General features: G+C 65.1%; 21 protein-coding genes. 14 read left to right on the top strand and 7 right to left on the bottom strand.

Annotated features, from left to right (window positions below; all coding sequences use genetic code 11):
• Positions 1-49 precede the first annotated feature (49 nt).
• From IE191_RS04160 to IE191_RS04150, 3 genes are all read left to right on the top strand, one after another.
• Positions 50-2482: a TonB-dependent receptor gene (locus IE191_RS04160; RefSeq protein ID WP_229815093.1), complete on the top strand. Its 2433-nt coding sequence runs from the start codon at positions 50-52 to the stop codon at positions 2480-2482.
• A gap of 84 nt (positions 2483-2566) precedes the next feature.
• On the top strand, positions 2567-3496 hold the full coding sequence (locus tag IE191_RS04155; protein WP_191323105.1) for an NAD-dependent epimerase/dehydratase family protein: 930 nt from the start codon (positions 2567-2569) through the stop codon (positions 3494-3496).
• A gap of 159 nt (positions 3497-3655) precedes the next feature.
• Entirely contained in the window at positions 3656-4663 is a 1008-nt protein-coding gene (locus tag IE191_RS04150) for a LysR family transcriptional regulator (protein WP_191323104.1), read from the top strand.
• A 30-nt stretch (positions 4664-4693) separates the two neighbouring features.
• Here the strand turns inward: IE191_RS04150 and IE191_RS04145 are convergent, their stop codons facing one another.
• The gene (locus tag IE191_RS04145; protein WP_191323103.1) at positions 4694-5143 is read right to left on the bottom strand and encodes a winged helix-turn-helix transcriptional regulator; all 450 of its coding nucleotides are present in this window, start codon (positions 5141-5143) and stop codon (positions 4694-4696) included.
• Between the two features lie 135 nt (positions 5144-5278).
• Here IE191_RS04145 and IE191_RS04140 point away from each other — a divergent pair, with 135 nt between their 5' ends.
• The 4 genes from IE191_RS04140 (at position 5279) to IE191_RS04125 (ending at position 9098) form a co-directional block, all read left to right on the top strand.
• Positions 5279-6091, top strand: a complete 813-nt coding sequence (locus IE191_RS04140) for an SDR family NAD(P)-dependent oxidoreductase (RefSeq protein ID WP_191323102.1) — start codon at positions 5279-5281, stop codon at positions 6089-6091.
• Positions 6088-7689, top strand: coding sequence for a phytoene desaturase family protein (locus IE191_RS04135; protein ID WP_191323101.1), 1602 nt, complete (start codon positions 6088-6090; stop codon positions 7687-7689). Before IE191_RS04140 ends, IE191_RS04135 begins: the two co-directional genes overlap by 4 nt.
• A complete protein-coding gene (locus IE191_RS04130; RefSeq protein ID WP_229815092.1) occupies positions 7686-7919 on the top strand; it encodes a hypothetical protein in 234 nt (77 codons plus the stop codon). The genes IE191_RS04135 and IE191_RS04130 overlap by 4 nt, the downstream gene beginning before the upstream one ends.
• Before the next feature lie 108 nt (positions 7920-8027).
• Positions 8028-9098: a VOC family protein gene (locus tag IE191_RS04125; protein ID WP_191323100.1), complete on the top strand. Its 1071-nt coding sequence runs from the start codon at positions 8028-8030 to the stop codon at positions 9096-9098.
• 183 nt (positions 9099-9281) lie between these two features.
• Here the strand turns inward: IE191_RS04125 and IE191_RS04120 are convergent, their stop codons facing one another.
• Positions 9282-9695 (bottom strand): VOC family protein, encoded by a 414-nt coding sequence (locus IE191_RS04120; RefSeq protein ID WP_191323099.1) that lies wholly within the window; start codon positions 9693-9695, stop codon positions 9282-9284.
• A 17-nt stretch (positions 9696-9712) separates the two neighbouring features.
• Positions 9713-10864, bottom strand: a complete 1152-nt coding sequence (locus IE191_RS04115; RefSeq protein WP_191323098.1) for an alpha/beta hydrolase — start codon at positions 10862-10864, stop codon at positions 9713-9715.
• Between the two features lie 214 nt (positions 10865-11078).
• Between IE191_RS04115 and IE191_RS04110 the strand changes: the two genes are divergently transcribed.
• From IE191_RS04110 to IE191_RS04100, 3 genes are read left to right on the top strand one after another with little or no spacing between them, the layout of a single operon-like run.
• Entirely contained in the window at positions 11079-12035 is a 957-nt protein-coding gene (locus IE191_RS04110; RefSeq protein ID WP_191323097.1) for a fumarylacetoacetate hydrolase family protein, read from the top strand.
• Positions 12032-12559, top strand: coding sequence for a cupin domain-containing protein (locus IE191_RS04105; protein ID WP_229815091.1), 528 nt, complete (start codon positions 12032-12034; stop codon positions 12557-12559). Before IE191_RS04110 ends, IE191_RS04105 begins: the two co-directional genes overlap by 4 nt.
• Positions 12556-13308 carry an SDR family NAD(P)-dependent oxidoreductase gene (locus tag IE191_RS04100; protein WP_191323096.1) on the top strand — a complete coding sequence of 251 codons (753 nt, stop codon included), beginning with the start codon at positions 12556-12558 and terminating at the stop codon, positions 13306-13308. Before IE191_RS04105 ends, IE191_RS04100 begins: the two co-directional genes overlap by 4 nt.
• Positions 13309-13336: 28 nt before the next feature.
• Here IE191_RS04100 and IE191_RS04095 read toward each other — a convergent pair whose 3' ends face one another.
• Genes IE191_RS04095 through IE191_RS04085 form a run of 3 tightly spaced genes read right to left on the bottom strand, consistent with a single transcriptional unit; the run spans position 13337 to position 16346 of the window.
• Positions 13337-13993: a hypothetical protein gene (locus IE191_RS04095; RefSeq protein WP_191323095.1), complete on the bottom strand. Its 657-nt coding sequence runs from the start codon at positions 13991-13993 to the stop codon at positions 13337-13339.
• Positions 13987-14619 carry a TadE/TadG family type IV pilus assembly protein gene (locus IE191_RS04090; RefSeq protein ID WP_191323094.1) on the bottom strand — a complete coding sequence of 211 codons (633 nt, stop codon included), beginning with the start codon at positions 14617-14619 and terminating at the stop codon, positions 13987-13989. The genes IE191_RS04095 and IE191_RS04090 overlap by 7 nt, the downstream gene beginning before the upstream one ends.
• Positions 14620-14627: 8 nt before the next feature.
• Positions 14628-16346: a TadE/TadG family type IV pilus assembly protein gene (locus IE191_RS04085; RefSeq protein WP_191323093.1), complete on the bottom strand. Its 1719-nt coding sequence runs from the start codon at positions 16344-16346 to the stop codon at positions 14628-14630.
• A gap of 15 nt (positions 16347-16361) precedes the next feature.
• Between IE191_RS04085 and IE191_RS04080 the strand changes: the two genes are divergently transcribed.
• The 4 genes from IE191_RS04080 to folE all read left to right on the top strand — a co-directional run bounded on the left by IE191_RS04080 (position 16362) and on the right by folE (position 19391).
• Positions 16362-16721: a hypothetical protein gene (locus tag IE191_RS04080; RefSeq protein WP_191323092.1), complete on the top strand. Its 360-nt coding sequence runs from the start codon at positions 16362-16364 to the stop codon at positions 16719-16721.
• A gap of 14 nt (positions 16722-16735) precedes the next feature.
• Complete coding sequence (locus IE191_RS04075; protein WP_191323091.1) at positions 16736-17065, top strand: FtsB family cell division protein; 330 nt, start codon at positions 16736-16738, stop codon at positions 17063-17065.
• Positions 17066-17145: 80 nt separating this feature from the next.
• Complete coding sequence (locus tag IE191_RS04070) at positions 17146-18723, top strand: phospholipase D-like domain-containing protein (protein WP_191323090.1); 1578 nt, start codon at positions 17146-17148, stop codon at positions 18721-18723.
• Between the two features lie 41 nt (positions 18724-18764).
• Complete coding sequence (gene folE / locus IE191_RS04065) at positions 18765-19391, top strand: GTP cyclohydrolase I FolE (protein WP_191323089.1); 627 nt, start codon at positions 18765-18767, stop codon at positions 19389-19391.
• Between the two features lie 216 nt (positions 19392-19607).
• On the opposite strand, the gene IE191_RS04060 is transcribed toward folE, so the two are convergent.
• Entirely contained in the window at positions 19608-20087 is a 480-nt protein-coding gene (locus IE191_RS04060) for a peroxiredoxin (RefSeq protein ID WP_191323088.1), read from the bottom strand.
• Positions 20088-20143 lie beyond the last annotated feature (56 nt).

Here is a 20143-nt window from a genome sequence, read left to right as displayed (position 1 = left end):
GATCAGGCAGACGCGCCTTTGCGCAGGGTTTTCAGCATCCGTTCTGGCGTTGACGATCGCGGCCGGGCCGGCCAGCGCGCAGCAGACACCCGATCAGCCGACCACCGCCACACAGCCGGAACAAGGGCAGCCCGGCCTGGGTGAAATCGTGGTGACGGCCCAGCGCAAGTCCGAAAGCATCCAGAAGGCCGCCATCGCGATCGACGCGGTTTCCGGCAGCGACCTGATGCAGCGCGGCGTGACCAATGCGCAGGACATCACCAAGCAGGTTCCCGCGATCAGCGTGACCAACGGTGGCGGATCGAACACCTCGATCTTCCTGCGCGGCGTGGGCAACGTGACCAACAGTTCCTACAACGATCCCGCCGTGACGCCCAGCTATGACGGGGTGGTGCTGGGCCGTGCCGCCGGGGCCTTTGCCGCCGCGTTCTATGACCTGGCGCGGGTGGAAGTGCTCAAGGGGCCGCAAGGCATTCTCTATGGCCGCAATGCCACGGGCGGTGCGGTCAACATCATTCCCGCGCGCCCGGAACTGGGCAAGAACGGGATGGGTTTCAACCTGTCTTACGGCAATTACGATGCCGTCAACGTCGATGGCTATGCCAATCTGGCGCTGGGCGACAAGACCGCGCTGCGTATTTCGGGTACGCGGCAATATCACCAGGGCTATAACCGCGATGGTTCGGATGATCTCGACCGCAGCGGGGTGCGCGGCCAGTTGCTGTTCGAGCCGAGCAGTGACCTGAGCCTGCGCCTGGGCGCGGACTGGACCAAGGTGGGCGGTGTCGGCACGGGCAGCAGCTATGTCGGCTCGTTCGATAGCAGCTACAACTTCATCCCATCGGGCTTCGATGCCAGCGAGGGGCTGAACACCACGGCCGCCAATGCCTGGCGCACGCAACAACTGGCCGCGCCGGGTTTCGGCTTCCTGACGGCGATGAAGCGCCAGCAGTCGATCGATTTCACCTATTGGGGCGTGAATGCCGAGCTGAACTGGAACACGGGCCTGGGCAAGCTGACGATCATCCCGGCCTATCGCAAATCCAGCGGCGAGAGCTATTTCTACGGCCCGGCGTTCAACACCGCCTATGCCAACGAGACCGACAAGCAGTTCAGCCTGGAAAGCCGCCTGTCCGGCAGCAAGGGGGCGATGGACTATGTGCTGGGCGGCTTCTTCTTCGATGAGAAGATCAAGTCCAACAGCATCTACAACCAGGAATTCGTGCTGCCGATCCAGTCCTATACCCACAAGACCACGAGCTGGGCCCTGTTTGGCCAGTTGACCGGCCATGTGACCGACCGGCTGCGCCTGGTGGGTGGAGCGCGCTATACGCACGACCACAAGGACATGAACGGGATGATCAACAATTTCATCACGTTCTGCGGCGGCGCGCCCGATGGCGTGGCGCCTGAACTGATCACGCCGCCGGCCTCGTTTGCCTATGGTTGTGCCAATAGCGGCGCGCTGCCGCGCTATGCCGATACGCTCAGCACCGGTTCCACGATCGACTGGCTCAAGTCCAACGGCTGGATTTCATCGAGCGCAACCGACCAGGCCAACGTGCAACTGTTCGACCTGACTACGGGCAAGGGCCAGATTCTCAAGACCTACAACCCGGTGGTGGCGCAGGGCAGCTATTCGCGCGTGACGTGGAAGGCGGCGGTGGAATTCGACGTCGCGCCGCGCTCGCTGCTCTATGCTTCGGCCGAAAGCGGCTATCGCGCCGGTGGGTTCCAGCTTGCCGAAGGGCGCCCCAGCTACAAGCCCGAATTCATCACGGCCTATACCATCGGATCAAAGAACCGCTTCTTCAACAATCGCGTACAGTTGAACCTGGAAGCCTTCCTGTGGAAGTACAAGGATCAGCAGATCACCTATTTCACGTATGATACCTCGGGCACGGTGATCAATTCCAACGAGAATGCCGGGCGTTCGACGATCAAGGGCCTCGATGTCGACGCCATGGTTCGTCCCTTCGGCGGGACTACGCTGACCGGCAAGGTGCAATATCTCGACGCCAAGTACAACGACCTGCATCTCTACACGGCGGCGCCGCGCGACAATATCGGTTGCTCGTTCACCTATACCGGGGCTTCGGCGGGTGGCGCGCCGGTCAAGGACTTCAACTGCTCGGGCAAGCCATTGCTGTTTGCGCCGAAGTGGACGGTGAACCTGGGCGCGGAACAGGTCGTCCCCGTGGGCGAGGGCCTGGAACTGGTGGGCAATGTCAACACTGCCTGGCGTTCAGACCAGTGGGGCGCGTTCGAATATCTCGATTTCGAGCATATCCGGGCCTATTGGACCACCGACCTGGGGCTGACGCTGCGCAAGGCCGATGGTGGCTGGTCGTTGGGTGGGTTCGTCAACAACCTGGAAAACAAGCGCCGCGTCGCGATGCCGCAGCTTTCGCCGATCGGCATGGCGGTGACTCATTACGGTGCGCCGCGCACCTATGGCGTGCGGTTCTCGGCCACGTTCTGACCGACAGTCCGCACCGCCAGGACCGAACAAACCGAGGGGCGCCGGCTTGCGGCGCCCCATTTGCTGCAAAGGGAACTGCCAGCCATGACCATTCTCATCACCGGTGCCGGTGGCTTTGTCGGCCGCGAGATCGTGCGGCGGCTCGTGGCGCAAGGGCAGGAGGTGGTGGCGATGGACACCGTGCCCGACGGCATTCCCGCCGGGGCGCGCGTGGTGGCGGGCGATCTGGGCGATGCGGCGGTGCGCGCGGCGGCGCTGGGCGCCGGGGTGGATGCGGTGATCCACCTGGCCACGGTGCCGGGCGGCGCGGCAGAGGCCGATCCGGCCGCCTCGCGTCGGTGCAACGTGGACGCGATGTATGACTTGTTGCTGGAAGCCACGGCACTCGGTCGGCCGCGCTTCGTCTATGCCAGCTCGATCGCGGTCTATGGCGATCCGCTGCCCGCTCAGGTGGATGATGCCACCCCGCTCAGCCCGAAGATGATCTATGGCGCGCACAAGGCGATGATGGAACACGCCGTCGCCCTGTTCACCAATCGCGGTGCGATCGAGGGCGTGACGGTGCGGCTGCCGGGCATCCTCGCCCGGCCCAAGGGGCCCTCGGGCATGAAGAGCGCGTTCATGTCCAACCTGTTCCATGCGCTCAAGGCGGGGGAGGCGTTCGTCTGCCCGGTCTCGGCCGACGCGACGATCTGGGCGCAATCGGTGGCGGCCTGCGCCGACAATTTCCTGCATGCCCTCACGCTCGATACCGCGTTGCTGCCGCCGACCTATGCCGTCACGCTGCCCGCGTTGCGCGTGACGATGGGCGATCTTGCCACCGAAGTGGCGCGGCAGTGCGGGGCAAGCGCCGATCTTGTGCGCTATGTGCCCGATGCGGCGTTGGAAGCGGCCTTTGGCGCGCAGCCGCCGCTGCAAACCCCGGCGGCAGAGCGTGCCGGCTTTGCCCATGATGGCAACCTTGCTAGACTGGTGGAAAGCGCGCTGGCTACCCTAGGGCCTGTGGGGATTTAGGTCAGGGTGGAGCGAGAATGGCTGATTTCCGCGACCCGGAGCGCAGCGTACTTTTATGTACGTGAGCACCGGAAGCGCGGAAAGCGGCCGTTCGCAGCCCGCCATGGGCTAAATCCCCATAGGCCCTAACCTGAAGACGCGCCCGGAGAGGAACTGCCCATGCGTTTCCAACGACTCGATCTCAACCTGCTGGTGGCGCTCGACGTGCTGATGCAGGAAAAGAGCGTCAGCCTGGCGGCCGACCGGCTCTGCCTGTCGCAATCCGCCACGTCGAGCGCGCTGGGGCGGCTGCGCGACTATTTCGGCGACGAACTGCTGGTGATGAAGGGCCGCTCGATGGTACTGACGGCACGGGCGGAGGAACTGATCGAGCCAGTGCGCGCCGTGCTCGACCAGATCCGCACCACGATCGCCATTGCACCGCCGTTCGATCCGGCCACGTCCGACCGGCAGGTGCGGATCATGGCCTCGGACTATTCCACCCAGGTACTGCTGGCCGGGGCGCTGGCGGCGCTGGAGCAGCGTGCGCCGGGCATGCGGTTCGAGATCCAGCCGATGGGGGACAGCCCGATCGACGTGCTGGAGCGCGGCCAGATCGACCTGCTCCTGACCATCGACATCGCGATCAGCGCCGATCACCCCAGCCAAGTCCTGTTCGAAGACGATTACGTGGTGGTGGGCGATGCCGCGAACCCGGCGATGCAGGGGGAGATGACGCGGGAGAAGTATTTCGAACTGGGCCATGTCACGGCCCGCTTCGGCAAGACCCGCACCCCGGCGTTCGACGACTGGTTCGTGCGGCGGCAAAAGACCCAGCGCCGGATCGAGGTGGTCGCGCCAAGCTTCCTGTCGCTGCCCGGCCTGGTGCTGGGTACGCGGCGCGTCGCAACGATGCACCGCCGCCTGGCGCAGCAGGTGGCCAGCACATTGCCGTTGGCCATGCGCGAAGTGCCGTTCGACATGCCGCCGATCCGAGAGGCGATCCAGTGGCACATTTCCAACAACAACGATCGCCCGCTGCGCTGGATCGTGGAGCAACTCGCCGCCTTTGCCAATGACACGGCCGAGCCGGCCAACGTGGTGCCGCTGGCCGACGCCCGGCGCGACGAGATGGCCATGCAGTTCCAGCACAACCACAATCACCTGGTGAACAAGACCGCGTCCTGATCGCCGCATGGCGAGCGCGGCGCAGCCGCTTCAAGGCTCGTCGTGGCGGGTATCGAAGGCGGCGCGCGCGGCGGCGATCGCCGGTCCGCGGGCGTTGACCCAATCGATCAACGCCCGCACTTGCCCAGCCAGATCGAGTCCCAGCGGCGTGAGCCCGTAGGACACGCGCGGCGGCACGTCGGCTGTCGCGTGACGAACCACGAAGCCATCGCGTTCCAGGGTGCGCAGCTTGAGCGTGAGCACGCGCTGGGAGATCGCCTGCTCTGCCGAAAGCTGCGACAGCGCGCGGCGCAAGTCGGCATGGCGCCACGTTCCGATCATCAGCACTTGCAGGATCAAGGCGGTCCAGCGGTCGCCCATCAACGCCATCACGGCGCGCGTGGGATCGGACCGTTGCGTGCCGTGCGCAGCCATGTCTTCGGCCAGGGCAACCAGGCCGGGGCGCAGCATGGCCGGGAATCGGTTGGGATCTAGCGGCATGGCGGCATCGGCACGGTGCGGGTGTTTCCGGTGGCTGGCGGGGCACAAAAAAGTGCCTTCTTCCGCTGGGCAACACGGTGAGTAAGACCATGCCCGACGCCATCTTGCAACAGGATCGGCGCTGGGAGAAGAAGCATGTCTGGAGATGCCATCCGTCTGGACGGCAAGGTTGCCATCGTCACCGGCGGGGCCGGCGGCATCGGCGAAGCCACCGCCCGCCTGTTGACCGCGCGCGGTGCGCGCGTGGCGATTGCCGATATTGCCGTTGACCGTGCCACGGCGCTTGCCGCGCAAATCGACGGGGCGATCGCCGTGCCGCTCGACCTGGAAGACGAAGCCAGCATCACCGCGATGGTGGCGCAAGTCGTGGCGGCGTTCGGCCGGCTCGACGTGCTGCACAACAATGCTGCGCTGCTCGGCCCCGATGTTGCGCAAAACGACGGCGACGTGGAGACCATGGCCACCGCACTGTGGGACCGCACGTATGCCGTGAACGTGCGCGGCACGATGATCGCCTGCCGCGCGGCGCTGCCGCACCTTTGCGCGACCGGCGGCAACATCGTCAACACGGTCAGCAATCTGGCCTTGCAGGGCCATCTGATCCAGGCCGCCTATTCCAGCAGCAAGGCCGCCGTGATCCAGATGACCCGCGCCATCGCCGCCAGCCACGGTCCGCGCGGCGTGCGCTGCAACGCGGTGGCGCCCGGCATGACCATGACGCCGGCGCTGCGCGAGGCCTTTCCACCGGCACTGCGCCAGTTGGTAGAGGATGAAACCCTGCGCGACCGGCTGGGCGAGCCGGAAGACATTGCCGAGGTTGTGGCGTTTCTGGCCAGCCCCGCTGCCCGCAACATCACCGGCCAGGTGCTGGTCGCCGATGGCGGCTGCGCCAGCCATGTTCCCGGCATCGCCGGATTCCGCGCGTTTCTTTCGGGAGAACCGGCATGAGCCAGTACGATATCGTGGTGATGGGTGGGGGGCACAACGGCCTGACCGCCGCCGCCTATATGGCCAAGGCCGGCAAGAAAGTGCTGGTGCTGGAACGCAAGCCGCATTTTGGTGGCGGCGTTTCCACGCGCGAACTGATCCAGCCCGGCTTCTGGCACGATGAACATTCCAACGTGCACATCATGATCCAGGGCAATCCGATGCTGCGCGAGGACGAGCTGGGCCTGCTCGGCCGGTTCGGGCTGGAATATATCTATCCCGAACTGCCCCATGCCTCGGTGTGGGAAGACGGTACTGTGGTGCGGTCGTGGAAGGATCTCGATCGTACGTGCGAGGAGATCGCCAGCTTCAGCCCGCGCGATGCCGAAGCCTATCGCAAGTTTGCCCGCGCCAGCATGGAAGCGCTGCCCATGTTCATGAGCGGGCTCTATGCGCCGCCGTTCCCGATGGGCGCGTTCGTGGCGATGATGGACCAGTCCGACGAAGGGCGCTTCCTGCTCGACGTGATGAGCCGCAGTGCGCTCGATGTGGTGAACCAGTATTTCGAAAGCGACCTGCTGCGCCTGCACATCGTGCGCATGGTCACCGAAAACCTCCAGATGCCCGATGAGCTGGGTACCGGCATGGGGGCGTTCCTGATGCCGGGCATCATCCATGCTTATGGCTGCTCCATGCCCAAGGGTGGCTCGGGCCAGCTTTCCAAGGCGCTGGTGCGGGCGATCGAACACTTCGGCGGCGAAGTGCGATGCAACGTGGAAGTGCGCCGCGTGATGGTCTCCTCGGGCAAGGCGGTGGGCCTGGAAACCACCGAGGGCGAAACCTTCATGGCCCGCGATGGGGTGATCGGGGCTATCCACCCCCACGTGCTGCGCAAGTTCGTGGGCGAGACGCCCGAACCCGTGCTGCAACGCGCCGAACGGGTGACGCAGTCGACCTTTTCCATCAACCTCATGCACCTGACGCTCAAGGAGCGGCTGAAGCTGAAGGTCGGCAACGAAACCAACGCGATGATGACCGAGCTGATGGATTTCTACACCATCCGCGACATGCTGCTGGAATATGACAAGCTGCGCCGTGGCCTGACCACGCCACGCCTGATCGCCGGCGGCGACAACACCATCTTCGATCCCAGCCGCGCGCCGGAGGGTGCCGGTGTGTTCTATGGCGTGAATTTCGCGCCGTATGACCTGTTCGACGACAATGGCAGGGGCGGTGGCGCCGCCGCGTGGGACGCGCGCAAGGAAGAGGTCGCCGATGCCGCGCTGGCACAATACCGCAAGTTCTATTCCAACCTCACCGATGACAACATCACCGGGCGCCTGATCCGCTCCCCCATCGATCACGAGCGCGACAGCCCCAACAGCTTCGTCAAGGGCGACATCCATGGCTGCGCGCCGTTCATGTATCAATCGGTGGCGCATCGGCCCACGCCCGATCTCGGCTCGTTCCGCGTGCCGGGGATCGAGGGGCTCTATCTGGTGGGGCCGTTCATGCATCCGGGCGGCGGGGTGTTTGGCGCCGGGCGCGCCACGGCCATCCAGATGATGGACGACATGGGGTTGGATTACGACAAGGTATGCGGGAGGGCCGTATCATGAATGCTGCTGCCAAGAAGACGCCGCAGATGCGGGTGCTGGACGGCAACGACAAGGAACTGATGACCGTGCGCAAGATCGAGCGCGACGGCGATGCCCTGGTCATTCGCGGCAAGATCTTCGGCGCCATGCCGATGGTCGCCAAGCTGACCCCGGCCGAGGCCCGCGCCGCGCTCAAGCTGCTCGATGCGCGCACGATCTGGTTTCTGCTGACCTTGCTGTTCCGGCGCTGACGCGGAGCGCCGGCATTCGCCAAACCGATAGCCACCGATCCGTGCAATGCGTTTCTGCCGCCTGCCATGCCCCGGCATAATCATGGCAGATTGTGCGAGGAAGGTTTCATGACGATTCTGGGTGTCGAAAGCGTGGTGTTCGGCGTGGCCGATGTGGCCGAACACACGCGGTTCTGGACCGATTTCGGCCTCAGTGCCGAAAGCGTGAGCGCGACCGAAACGGTGTTCCGCCTGCCTTCGGGCAGCCGGGTGATCGTGCTGGCCCATGGCGACGCGCGCCTGCCGTCGCCCGATCCTTTTGCCGGCGATGGCCTCAAGGAAACCGTGTGGGGCGTGGACACGGCCGAAAACCTGGAGCGGATCGCCGCCAACCTGGCCAGCGAGGTGGCGGTGACGCGCGATGCGGATGGCACCGTGCGCTGCGTGTGCCCGGATGGACAGCCGATCGCGCTGCGCGTCTGGGCCAAGCGGCCGGTGGTATCGGAAACCAGCCCGGTCAACACGCCCGGCAGCTATCCGCGTTTCAACCAGCACCGCATCTGGCGGCACAAGGCCATTCCCAAGACGATCAACCACGTGGTGTTCTTCTCGCCCGACTATGTCGCCAGCTTCGAATTCTACGAACGGCACCTGGGCTTCCGCTATGTCGATCATTCGCGCGGCAGCGGCATCTTCGCCCGGGCGGCGGGCACGTTCGAGCACCACTCGATCTTCTGGGTGAACTGCGACCTGCCGATCGCGCCCGATCACTTCAAGTTCATGCACATCGCCTTTGGCATGGACGATATCGACGAAGTGATGCTGGGCGCCAACATCATGGACTTCAAGGGCTGGAAGAACCAGTCGATGAATTCCAGCGGCGGCATTTCGCGCCATCGCATTTCCAGCGCGATCTATTACTATTGCGACATGCCCGGCCACGCCGGTGAAGCCGAATACCACGCCGACACCGATTACCTTGACGACAACTGGGTACCGCGCGTGTGGGATTTCCGCTTTGGCTCGCTGCTCTGGTCGAACAACGCGCCGCCGATCTTCCGTGGCGACAATATTCCCTGGGACATGCAGTTCGACGCTGATCGCAAGAGCTTCGACGCTTTCCGCAAGTCGACGCCGGGCAAGCGCCCGATCGGCGGCAAGCTTGCCGAACTGACCGAGGAAGACGAACACGCGATCTGATCGCCCAGGCAAAGCCCCCGCCGGACTGGCGGGGGCTGTATAGGTTCCAGAATTTGCTTCGTTTTCTCCCCTCCTCTTCAGAGGAGGGGCCGGGGGTGGTGGGGTGCCTTGCGCGAGGTTTCCACCACCCCCCGACCCCCTCGTCTGAAGAGGAGGGGGAGCATTCGGACTGCGCCCGTCCTCTCAGGCCTCGTCGTCGGTTTCCTCGACGAATTCGATCAGGTTGCCGGCGCAATCACGGATGAAGCAACCCTTGCCGAACGCCTCGCGCACCACGAAGGCGATATCGGCGCCTTTCTGTTCCATTTCGGCCAGGAACTCGTCCAGGTCAGCCACGCGAAAGGCGACGTGCTTGTTGCCGTGCGTCTTCACGTCGCACGGGGGATGGCGGCGATCGTCGGGCAGGGGGGCTGCGCCTTCCACCTCGAAAATCTCGAAGCGCAGCGGGCCCTTGCGCACCATGGCGGTGTGCGAGCGCGCCGCCTCGATATAGAAGCGGCGCTCCAGCGCGAAGCCCAGTACGCGGTCATACCAGTCGATCGCCGCGTCGAGATCGGGCACGGAGACGCCGCCGTGGTGGAAGGTGAACTCGGCCATCGTGCTGCTCTTTCCTGTCAGGCCATCTCGGCAAAGGTCTGGGCACACCAGTCGGCGATATAGTCGCGCATGCCGGTGCCGTTGTCAGCGCCGCAATGTTCCACTTCAAAATCGGCCTTGTTGAACATGCGCAGCGCCCGCTTCGGGCTGTTGACCGCTTGATCGTAGGAAAGCTGCGCGTTGAAGGCGGGGATCTGGCGGTCATTTTCGCCGTGGGTGATCAGGAACGGCACCTTGATCTTGTCCACCTGGCCATCGAGCGTGATCTGGTCGGCATAATCGAGGAAAGCATCACGATCGGTGAAGCCGAAGACCCAGAGCACATGGTCCCAATAGTGCGGCACGGGGTTTTCGCCTTCGTTCTTCACCCGCTCGCGCTGGCGCTGCCCCCAAACGTGGTTGGCGCCCATCACCGCGCACAGCGCATAGCGCGGATCGTTGGCGGCGATGCGCGGGGCGTGATAGCCGCCAAACGAAAGGCCGAAGATGCCGATCTTGTCGTGCACCACGTCGCTGCGGGTGAGCAGGTAATCGAACGCCGGGCTGCCCCAGCGTTCGGCATCATAGACGGCGGGCAGGTTGCGTTTGCGGATCGCCTCGCCGGTGCCGGGCTGGTCCACGAACAGGGTGTTCATGCCCCGCTCCAGGTTGGACAGGCCGTGGCCGGCCATGTTGACCTGTTCCTTCATCGAATCGAGGCCGTTGACCGAGACCAGCGTGGGCCGCGGGGTGCCGCTGCCATCGTGGACGAAGATCGCCGGATAGGCCGAGCCTTCGTAGGGGATCTCGACTTTGTCGACATGCAGTCCACGCAGGGCGCTGCCCTTGTGATAAAGCTCCAGGCCCTTGTCATAGGCCACCCAGCGCGGCGCGTAGTCGCGGCTCTGCATCCGCTCGGCCGCCAGATAGTAACCGCTGGCGCGCAGGTATTTGCTGCCGGCCGAGAGCGTGAAGCCTGCGGCCAGATCGGCGTCGGCATTGCGCGTCACCTGGTCGGCGACGGCAATCCAGCTGTCGAACAGGGCGGCCGATCCGGCATCGGCGCCAGACTTGGCCGCTTCGCGCACCGGGCGGCACGCCTCGTCGATCTCGCCATGGTTGCCGCCGCACACCAGGGCAAGGTTGGTTGCGAGGTTCCACACATAGTTGCCGGGAAAAGGCTCGAACATCTTTGCAATCCTTGCAGGAATCATTTTGGCGGGCGGTCCGCAGGCTGGACAGGGAGAGGCCTGCCCGGACCCGCGCATCGCCCGGCGGTGTCGCATGGCGACAGGGGCGGGACCATCGCATCCTGTCGATAGCTGACTATCGACAGGATGCCGTTGTTCGCGCGGCATCGGGCGGGCATCAGCAAGGTTGAAATAGAATGGGAGAATACTTGGCATGCGTCTGGCAACGCTCGATGCGAGCGCGCAACCCGGCAAGCGCGACGGAATGCTGGTGGTGGTCTCGCCCGATGGCGGGCACTTTGCGCCAGCGCCGGTCAAGACCTTGCAGGAAGCCCTGGACAACTGGGCCGCCGTGGCGCCACGCCTGGCCGCAATCGGCGATTTTCCCCAGCCGCTCGATCCGGCGCGCCTGGCCGCGCCTTTGCCGCGCGCCTGGCAATGGCTCGATGGATCGGCCTTTGCCTGCCATGGCGAGCTGATGGACAAGGTGCTGGGCGTGGTCCCGGAGAAAAGCGACCGTCCGCTGATGTACCAGGGGGTGTCCAGCCACTTCTACGGCCCGCATGACGACGTGCGCTTTCCCGGCGAGGAATTCGGCATCGATTTCGAGGGCGAGTTCGGCGTCATCGTCGATGCCGTGCCCATGGGCACCAGCGCGGCGGAGGCCATGGCGCACATCCGCTTGATCGTGCAGATCAACGACTGGTCGTTGCGCAAGCTGGCCGGGCCGGAAATGAAGACCGGGTTCGGCTGGGTCCAGGCCAAGCCGCCGTGCAGCATGGCACCGTTCGCCGTGACTCCCGACGAACTGGGCAGCGTCTGGGCCGATGGGCGCGTCTGCGCCGATCTGCTGGTGGATTGGAACGGCCGGCGCTTTGGCGCGGCCAATGGCGCGCCGATGGGCCATGGTTTTCACGAACTGGTGGCCCATGCCGCGGCGACGCGCGATCTGGTTGCCGGCACGGTGATCGGTTCGGGCACCGTGTCCAACCCGAACTATCGCGAAATCGGCTCTTCCTGCATTGCCGAGCGGCGCGGGATCGAGATCGTGGACCACGGCGCACCACGCACCGATTTCATGGCCTTTGGCGACACGGTGCGCATGGAAGGGCGGCTGCCCGATGGGCGCAGCCCGTTTGGTGTTATCGAACAGAAAGTGGTGAAGGCATGAGCGAAACGATTTCCGCCCCGGTTTCCGACAGCGGCCTGCCGCTGGTGCAGCGCGTGGTCACCGGGCACGACGCCCAGGGACGCGCCGTGTTCAAGAGCGAGGACCTGGCGCCGACGCGCATGATCCCCTCGGGCGATGCGGCGATGCTGCTGATCTGGACCACCGCCACAGTGCCCGCCGACAACAACGACGAGACCGACGGGCGCGAGCGCGAAGCCGGGGTCACGCTGGAAGGCGGCTCGGTGATCCGCATCGTCGACATGCTGCCGGGGCAGGCCAGCCCGTTTCACCGCACCAACTCGATCGACTATGGCATCGTGCTGGAAGGCGAAGTGGAGCTGGAACTGGATGATGGCGCCAAGACCACCATTGGCCAGCACGGCATCATCATCCAGCGCGGCACTAACCACCTGTGGCGCAACACCACCGACAAGGTCTGCCGCATCGCCTTCGTGCTGATCGAGGCGCCGGCCTACCTGCACAACGGCAAGCCGCTCGACGAAGACCGGCCCGAGCACAAGTGAGCGATCCGTTCCGCCTGGATGGCAAGGTGGCCCTGGTCACCGGCTCTACCCGAGGCATCGGCCGGGCCATTGCCGAGGCGATGATCGCGGCTGGTGCCCAGGTGACCATCTCCAGCGAGGATGCTGCCGATACGGCCGCCGTGGCGGCGCAACTCGGCATGCCCGGCGTGGCTTGCGACGTGACCGACAGCGCGGCGCTGGCCCATCTGGTCGCGGCCACGGTGGCCGCTGCCGGCGGTCTCGACATCGTGGTGTGCAATGCCGGCATCACCGGGCGGCCGGGCGGCTTCGCCGATCTGGACATGGACGATTATGACCGGGTGATGGCGGTCAACTTGCGCAGCCAGGTTGTTTTGGCGCGCGCCGCGCGGCCGCACTTGCGCCCGGGCGGGGCACTGGTGCTGGTGTCCAGCCTTTCGGCGCTGCGCGGCAATCGCGCGATCAGCGCCTATGCCCTGGCCAAGGCCGGCGTTTCCCAACTCGCACGCAACCTGGCGGTGGAATGGGGGCCGCAGGGCTTGCGCTGCAACGCCATTGCCCCCGGTTTCATCGCCACCGACCTGTCGCGCCCATTGTTGGAAGATGCCGCGTTCATGGCCCGGCGCATGGCCATGACCCCGCTGCGCCGGCCCGGCCTGCCAGAGGAGGTTGCCGGCGCCGCGGTGTTCCTGGCCTCTCCGGCGGCGGGCTTCATCACCGGGCAGACGCTGGTGGTGGATGGCGGCACGCTGATCACCGACGGGAGCTGAGCCGCGCGGATCGGTGCCGCCCTCTTGGTCAGCAGGTGGCGGCGGTCACCGTGGGGGCGGGATTGTAGATCTGGGTGAGATCGCGATCGTCGCGCACATACATGGCCGCGTCCTTGCGGATCAGCATCGGCTTGAACAGCGTGCCGAAGAAGATCGGCTTGTACTGATAGGCCACTTCCACGAACATGATCGCATAGGGGCTTTCCACCGTGACCACGCCCCCTGGCTGACCCATGCCGGCAAAGCTGGTGCCGGTGGCGCCGGTGCCCTGCACGCCATAGCGCGAGACATAGGTGTTGTTGCCCCAGCAGCGCTGCCAGTGAATCCATTGGCCGCCCGAACTGTTGGTCTCCAGGCTGGACAGGATCACGCGGCCATTTGTGGGAAAGTCGAGATCGTCCACCGACAGCGCCGCGCCCGTGAACACCTGGTTGACGTCATACTCGCGGAACATCGGCGCCCCGCCGACAACCGATTGCTTGGCGCGCGAGGCATTGTCCGCCACCGAGATGGCAAGCTGGTTGAGCCGCACATGCAGGATGCCCAGATTCACCATCTCCATCGAACCGAGCGCGATGACCATCAGGAACGGCAGGCTGACGCCCAGCTCGATCACCGTGACCGCGCTGGTTTCGCGCGCCAAGCGGCGCAGCAGCCGGCGGGCAAGGGCAGGGCGCTTCAGCATATCTGGGTTACCGTGCGCGTGGTCTGGGTGGCAAAGGGCTGGTTGCGCATCACCGTGCTGGCGCTGGCGGTCATCGTCGAAGGCAGGCCCATCATCGTGGTGAAGCCGAACAGCGGGGTGTACGTGACGGTCACGGTATAGAGCACGACGTCATTGGCGCCGCCCAGGCCCGTCTTGCCCATATCGGCATCCCACACGCCATTGCCGTTGGCATCGTTGAAGCATTCGCCCTGGTCGTATTGGCCGTTCTTGTTGGAATCGGTGAAGTCTTCGGGCTGGCCCACGTTGGTGAAATCGGTGTAGTTGCGGCGGCTGAACGCCACGTTGGCCCATGGCACCACGTGATGGACGCGCGTCGTCACCTGGCTGTCGATCGTCGCGCTGGTGGTCTGTGCAGACTGCATCGAGGAAGCGCGCCCGGCCGCGTTGATCGTGCCGGTGAGCACGGCCTGGAGATAATAGGCCAGGCCCAGTTCCAGCAGCACGGCCATGATCAGCAGCATCAACGGTGCGGTCAGCGCAAATTCCAGCGCGGTGACGCCGCGATCATCGCGGCGCAGCCGGCTGGCATCGCGACGCAGCCGGCTGGCATCGCGGCGCAGCCGGCCAGCAAGAGGGCGCAACACCCGCCGCATCACTTGTTCAGCCGCAGATCGGCCACCTGGCCGGCGATGTACTGGAACGTGGTGGTCAGCGCGGTGGTGTTGGACGCATAATAGGCGCGGTTGGCCGTCGCGCAGCTTTGCATCTGGGTGGTCAGCGTCTGGCCAAAGCCGATCACCCAGATGGTATAGCCCATGTTCTTGGCCAGGGTGCAGGCGGCCAGGAAGCGGTTGTTGTGATAGTTGACTAGGTTCGAGGCGGTCGTGGAGGTGGGCGCGTCGCGCCCGTCATACTGCGTCACACCCCAGGCCGTGTAGTTGGCGGGGTAGTTTTCCATGGTCCCGTCAGTCATGAAGATGATGTGCCGGCTGACCGAAGGCAGGTTGCCCGCGTTGACGTTGCTGGCGAAAATGCCGTTGGGATTGCCCAGCCGCGCGCCCCAGATCATGCCGATGTCGTGATAGGTGCCGCCATTGGCCACCAGGCTGTTCACATACGTGTTCAGCCAGGTCGGCACCGTGTTGGGCGCGGTGGTATCGACCGTGGTGTAGAGCATCATCGGCGTCGGGCAATAGCCGGTCTGGTTCGACATCACGGTGGAGGTGGTCAGCGGCATGGAATAGCCGTTGAGATAGAACTCCAGGCTTTCGAGATAGGGCTTCCACCGCGTGGCATCGTTGGTGCCATCGGTCACCGGCGCGCTGGTCACGTCCATGTCATAGGCGCCGCTGGGGATGGGCGACATCGAGAGCTGGTTGACCGTACCGCGCTCTTCCAGGCAGCCGCTCCAGGTGTAGCTGGTGGTCGACAGGTTGCCTGCCGTGCCGGCGGCATAGGCGACAGCTAGTTGACGCGGGTCGTAATAGGGACTGCTGGTTGATGGCTTGACCGTGACGTAGGTGGCGCTCGATGCGTTCTTGCCGGTGGAGAGCGTGATGCCGGTGGCCAGGGGCACCGAGCCAAAGCCCTTGAAGGCCGAAACATTGACGGTCGACGAGGTGTAGCGATAGCCGGTGGCGAGATAGCGCGTCTGCCCGTTGACCGTGGTGCCGGTCGTGCTGAACTGCACGAGCTTGGTGATATAGGGCGAGCTGTCGACAAAGTAATTGCTCGGCATCGCACCAGACGTCAGCAGGTTCTGCGCGTTCACCGTCATCGCATAGGGCACGAAGCCGAAGCGGATGCGGGTGTTGTTCTTGTCGGTCACCGCGCCGGCCACGGTGGTGTAGAACGACTTGATCGCGTTGCGCAGGCCAACGATCTTGGAATCCGAACCGCTGACGCAGTTGCCGCCCGAAGGGTTGCAGGCCATCGAGCCGGTGGTGTCGAGCACGAACATGACGTCGGCGTTGGACATCTGCAATTCGGCGCTGCACTGCACTGTCAGCGGCAGGCTGTTATAGGTGAACAGCTTCATCAGCGTGGTCGGCATCGTCGTTGTGGCCGTGCCGGTCACGTGGCCGGTCGTGTCGGCCGAACTGGTGAAGACCGCCGTCGAGGTTTCCGTACGGTTTTCGTTGATGTTGAAATTGAACATCTTGTTGGCCTTGGCCTGTTCGGTGGCACCATAAGTGCCCGAAGCGGCCATGGCCTTGCGCCCGGCCAGCACGCCGGCGTCGCAGGCATCCTGAAGGCTGGTCTTGGTGAGATAGGCGCGCGACATGTCGAGGCCGAGACCGGCCAGAGTGATCATCGTGAAGGTCGTCAGCGTGACGATCGCCAGGGCATTGCCAGCGCGATCTGCGGCCAATCGTGCCAGGAATCCTTGATCTTTTCGGGCCGCGCCGGCGGGCGGGCCGTTGCCGCGAAGGAGCTTCAAGCGCTGACGCAAACACTCGAAACGCATGATCGAAACCCGAACCTTCCCGTTGCCGTGGCGCCCAGACGCACCACACCCCGCCTGCGATCATGCACCGGCAAGTGCTGCCGACCGGTTAATGTCTGGCGAAAATTTCCCACGCATTGCTACGCAGCAGGAGCCAGTGGCGGCGGAACGGCAGGCTCAGCCATGGTTAATGCGCCTGCTTGCAACGGCCTGCTGCAGGACTTTTGCGTATTGACGGAATGCGGCGGGTTTCTGCCGTTTTTCCGTATCGATGCGCTTGCAATGGCCGATCAAATGTGATTCTCCTTGACGTCATGAAGCGGCGTCGTCCCAATCTCAAACTGCCTCGCAACAGCGTGACCGAAACGCTGGCCCTCGTGGCCTTGCTGCTGATGGGCGCATGGGCCGTGGCCGGGCCGAGCGGGCTGCTCGCGTGGAGCGAGAACGCCCACATGCTGGAGCAGCGGCAAAAGGAAGTGGCGCAGCTCACCGCAGAGCGGGATCACCTTCAGAACCGCGTGAACCTGCTCGATCCCAAGCATGCCGATCCCGATCTGGTGGGCGAACTGCTGCGGTCCGATCTCAATGTCGCGCATCCCGATGAGCTGGTCATTCCGCGCCAGGAACCCGCGACAAACCAATAGTTTTCTGGTCGCGTTGCCGGCGTGGCCCGGCCGCGTCGTAGTGGCTGGAACCATCCGCCCTGCGCGGCGTTTGCGCGGGTATGAATGCACCAGACGGGCCACCTGACGCCGCGCCCACCGCTCCGCCAGTCGCCGCTGCCAGCCCAGCATCGGAAGACAGCGTGGAGGAAGGCGTCTGGCGCTATGCCCGCGCCACGCGCGCGCATGCGGTGGTCGATGCGGCGGATTACTTTGCCCTGATGCGCGATGCGATGCTGGCGGCGCGCCAGCGCATTCACCTGATCGGCTGGGATTTCGACACGCGCATCCTGATCGGGGACGGGCGCCGCTGGTGGAACCTGCCGCGCAAGCGCGTGGCCCCGGCGCGGCTGGGCGCTTTCGTGGTGTGGCTGGCCAATCGCCGGCGCGGCCTGGAAGTGCTGGTACTGAAATGGAATTTCGGTGCGTTCAAGGCGCTGTTGCGCGGATCGATGGTGTTCGACCTGATCCGCTGGTGGCGCCATCCGCGCATTGGCTACAAGCTCGATTCGGCGCACCCGCTGGGATGCAGCCATCACCAGAAGATCGCGGTGATCGATGATCGTTTTGCGGTGTGCGGCGGCATCGACATGGCCGGGGACCGCTGGGACACCCGCGCCCATCTCGATCACGATCCGCGCCGGCGGCGGCCGGACGGCAAGCCCTATGGCCCGTGGCACGATTGCACCATGCTGCTGGAAGGGCCCGTGGCCGCCGCGCTGGGCGAATTTGGCCGCACCCGCTGGCACCAGGCCGGCGGGCGCCATCTGGAACCCTGCCGCCCACAGGCCGACAGCCCCTGGCCCAACGGCATCGTGGCGCAGTTCACCGACGTGGAAGTGGGCATTGCCCGCACCCGCTCGCCCTACGCCGATATCGCCGAAGTGCGCGAGATCGAGGCGCTGTTCTGCCGCCAGATCGCGGCGGCCCGGCACTTCATCTATGCCGAGAACCAGTACTTCGCCTCGCGCCGGGTGGCCGAGGCGCTGGCCGAGCGGCTGGAGCAGCCCGATCCGCCCGAAGTCTTCCTGGTCATGCCGCGGGAATCCGATGGCTGGCTGGAGCAGACCGCGATGGACCTGGCGCGCGTGCAGTTGTTCGAGGCGGTGAAGAGCCATGACCATGCCGACCGCTTTTCGGTCTGGCATCCGTTCACGCGCGGCGGCACGCCGATCTATGTCCATGCCAAGCTGATGATCGTGGATGATACGGTACTGCGCATCGGCTCTGCCAACATGAACAATCGCTCGATGGGACTGGACAGCGAATGCGACGTGTTCATCGATGCGGGGCGCCCCGGCAACGCCCACGCCGTGCCCGCGATCCGCGCCTTGCGCCATTCGCTGCTGGCGGAGCATTGCGGATTGGCGGCGGAGCGGGTAGCGGCGGCCTTGGCCGCTGCGGGCGGGATGGCTGCGCTTGCGGCTGAGTCGGCACGTGGCGGCGGGCGGCACTTGCGGCGGTTCGTGCCGCGATCGCTGACGCAGACCGAGCAGGCCCTGGCCGACTCCGAAGCGCTCGATCCCGAGCGGCCCGAGGAAATGCTCGCGTTTTATCAGCGCGGGCGCCTGTGGCGCGGCGGGCTGGGGCGAAAGCTGGCGAAGCTGCGCACCCGGCGCCAGAGCGCCGAAGCACCGTGAACGCCGGGCCGCGCGCTCGGCAAATTGGGGACTGGAAACGAATGACCGACCTGCCGGGCTACGGCCACGACCATGGCGACGACGAAGACACCGCGCGCGGCAAGGTGCCGGTGCCGCCCCATGTGCAGGACGCGATCCGCACGTTGATCGAGTGGGCTGGCGATGACCCGGCCCGCGAAGGCCTGATCGACACGCCCAAGCGCGTGGCGCGCGCCTGGCTGGAATATTGCCAAGGCTATGCCGAGGATCCCTCGATCCACCTGACGCGGACCTTTTCCGAAGTCGGCGGCTATGACGAGATCGTGGTGCTGCGCGACATTCCGTTCCAGTCGCACTGCGAGCATCACATGGCGCCGATCACCGGCAAGGCCTCGATCGCCTATCTGCCGCAGAACCGCGTGGTGGGCATTTCCAAGCTGGCCCGCGTGCTCCACGGCTATGCCCGCCGTCTTCAGATCCAGGAGCGGCTGACCGCGGAAGTGGCGCAGTGCATCTGGGATCACCTGCACCCGCAGGGCGTGGCCGTGGTGATTGAGGCGCAGCATGGCTGCATGACTGGGCGGGGCGTGCGGACCCCGGGCGTGGGCATGGTCACCAGCCGCCTGCTGGGTTGCTTCCTGGCCGATCCGCGCAGCCGCAAGGAAGTGATGAGCCTGATGGGCTATTGATTAGAGCCCGACCCAAAAATCTTGCGGGTCGGCCTGGCGGGTCTTTTGCGCCACCGCTGCGTCGGCTGCTCGCCACGATGCTTCCAGCATCGCTGGGCTCCCAGCCTTCTTGCGTTGACCCAAAATCCCTCGCCAAACCTCCGCCGCCAGACTTTTGGGTCGGGCTCTTAGCGGTGGAGCGCCGGCCTTCCATGGGGAAAGCCGGCGCTGCCCGGATCAGAGCTTTTCGAGCAGATATTCCGCCGCGCTCACCTTGAAGTCGCCCGGCGCTTCGACGTGGAGCTGCTCAACCACGCCATCGTTGATCACGGCGGCAAAGCGCTGGCCGCGCAGGCCCAGGCCAAAGCCGGTGCCGTCCATGGTCAGGCCCAGCGCCTTGGCGAAATCGCCGTTGCCGTCGGCCAGCATGGTCACTTCGGGCGAGCCGCTGGCTTCACCCCAGGCTTTCATCACGAAGGGATCGTTGACCGCAGTGCAGGCGATTTCGTCGATGCCCTTGGCCTTGAGATCGGCGGCCTTGTCGACATAGCCCGGCAGGTGGCGGGCCGAGCAGGTGGGGGTGAAGGCACCCGGCACCGAGAACAGCGCCACGCGCTTGCCCTTGAAATAATCGGCCGACTGGACGGCTTCGGGGCCTTCCTGCGTGGCCTTGACCAGCTTCACATCGGGCACGGTTTCGCCAACGGTGATCGTCATCCCCAAATTCCTTTCCTTGACGTGCGCACCACGAGGGAGTGGCGGGCACGCGGGAT

The organism is Novosphingobium pokkalii (assembly GCF_014652855.1).
GTDB classification, from domain to species: domain Bacteria; phylum Pseudomonadota; class Alphaproteobacteria; order Sphingomonadales; family Sphingomonadaceae; genus Novosphingobium; species Novosphingobium pokkalii.
The sequence above is the reverse complement of the archived record's forward strand: the minus strand, read 5'-3'. Positions and strand labels throughout refer to the sequence as shown.

Coding starts and splice junctions, on each gene's coding strand:
- IE191_RS04070 (WP_191323090.1), top strand. CDS start 17,146: ATGAATGCACCAGACGGGCCACCTGACGCCGCGCCCACCGCTCCGCCA.
- IE191_RS04150 (WP_191323104.1), top strand. CDS start 3,656: ATGCGTTTCCAACGACTCGATCTCAACCTGCTGGTGGCGCTCGACGTG.
- IE191_RS04125 (WP_191323100.1), top strand. CDS start 8,028: ATGACGATTCTGGGTGTCGAAAGCGTGGTGTTCGGCGTGGCCGATGTG.
- IE191_RS04130 (WP_229815092.1), top strand. CDS start 7,686: ATGAATGCTGCTGCCAAGAAGACGCCGCAGATGCGGGTGCTGGACGGC.
- IE191_RS04110 (WP_191323097.1), top strand. CDS start 11,079: ATGCGTCTGGCAACGCTCGATGCGAGCGCGCAACCCGGCAAGCGCGAC.
- folE (WP_191323089.1), top strand. CDS start 18,765: ATGACCGACCTGCCGGGCTACGGCCACGACCATGGCGACGACGAAGAC.
- IE191_RS04155 (WP_191323105.1), top strand. CDS start 2,567: ATGACCATTCTCATCACCGGTGCCGGTGGCTTTGTCGGCCGCGAGATC.
- IE191_RS04115 (WP_191323098.1), bottom strand. CDS start 10,864: ATGTTCGAGCCTTTTCCCGGCAACTATGTGTGGAACCTCGCAACCAAC.
- IE191_RS04060 (WP_191323088.1), bottom strand. CDS start 20,087: ATGACGATCACCGTTGGCGAAACCGTGCCCGATGTGAAGCTGGTCAAG.
- IE191_RS04145 (WP_191323103.1), bottom strand. CDS start 5,143: ATGCCGCTAGATCCCAACCGATTCCCGGCCATGCTGCGCCCCGGCCTG.
- IE191_RS04105 (WP_229815091.1), top strand. CDS start 12,032: ATGAGCGAAACGATTTCCGCCCCGGTTTCCGACAGCGGCCTGCCGCTG.
- IE191_RS04120 (WP_191323099.1), bottom strand. CDS start 9,695: ATGGCCGAGTTCACCTTCCACCACGGCGGCGTCTCCGTGCCCGATCTC.
- IE191_RS04075 (WP_191323091.1), top strand. CDS start 16,736: ATGAAGCGGCGTCGTCCCAATCTCAAACTGCCTCGCAACAGCGTGACC.
- IE191_RS04140 (WP_191323102.1), top strand. CDS start 5,279: ATGTCTGGAGATGCCATCCGTCTGGACGGCAAGGTTGCCATCGTCACC.
- IE191_RS04135 (WP_191323101.1), top strand. CDS start 6,088: ATGAGCCAGTACGATATCGTGGTGATGGGTGGGGGGCACAACGGCCTG.
- IE191_RS04095 (WP_191323095.1), bottom strand. CDS start 13,993: ATGCTGAAGCGCCCTGCCCTTGCCCGCCGGCTGCTGCGCCGCTTGGCG.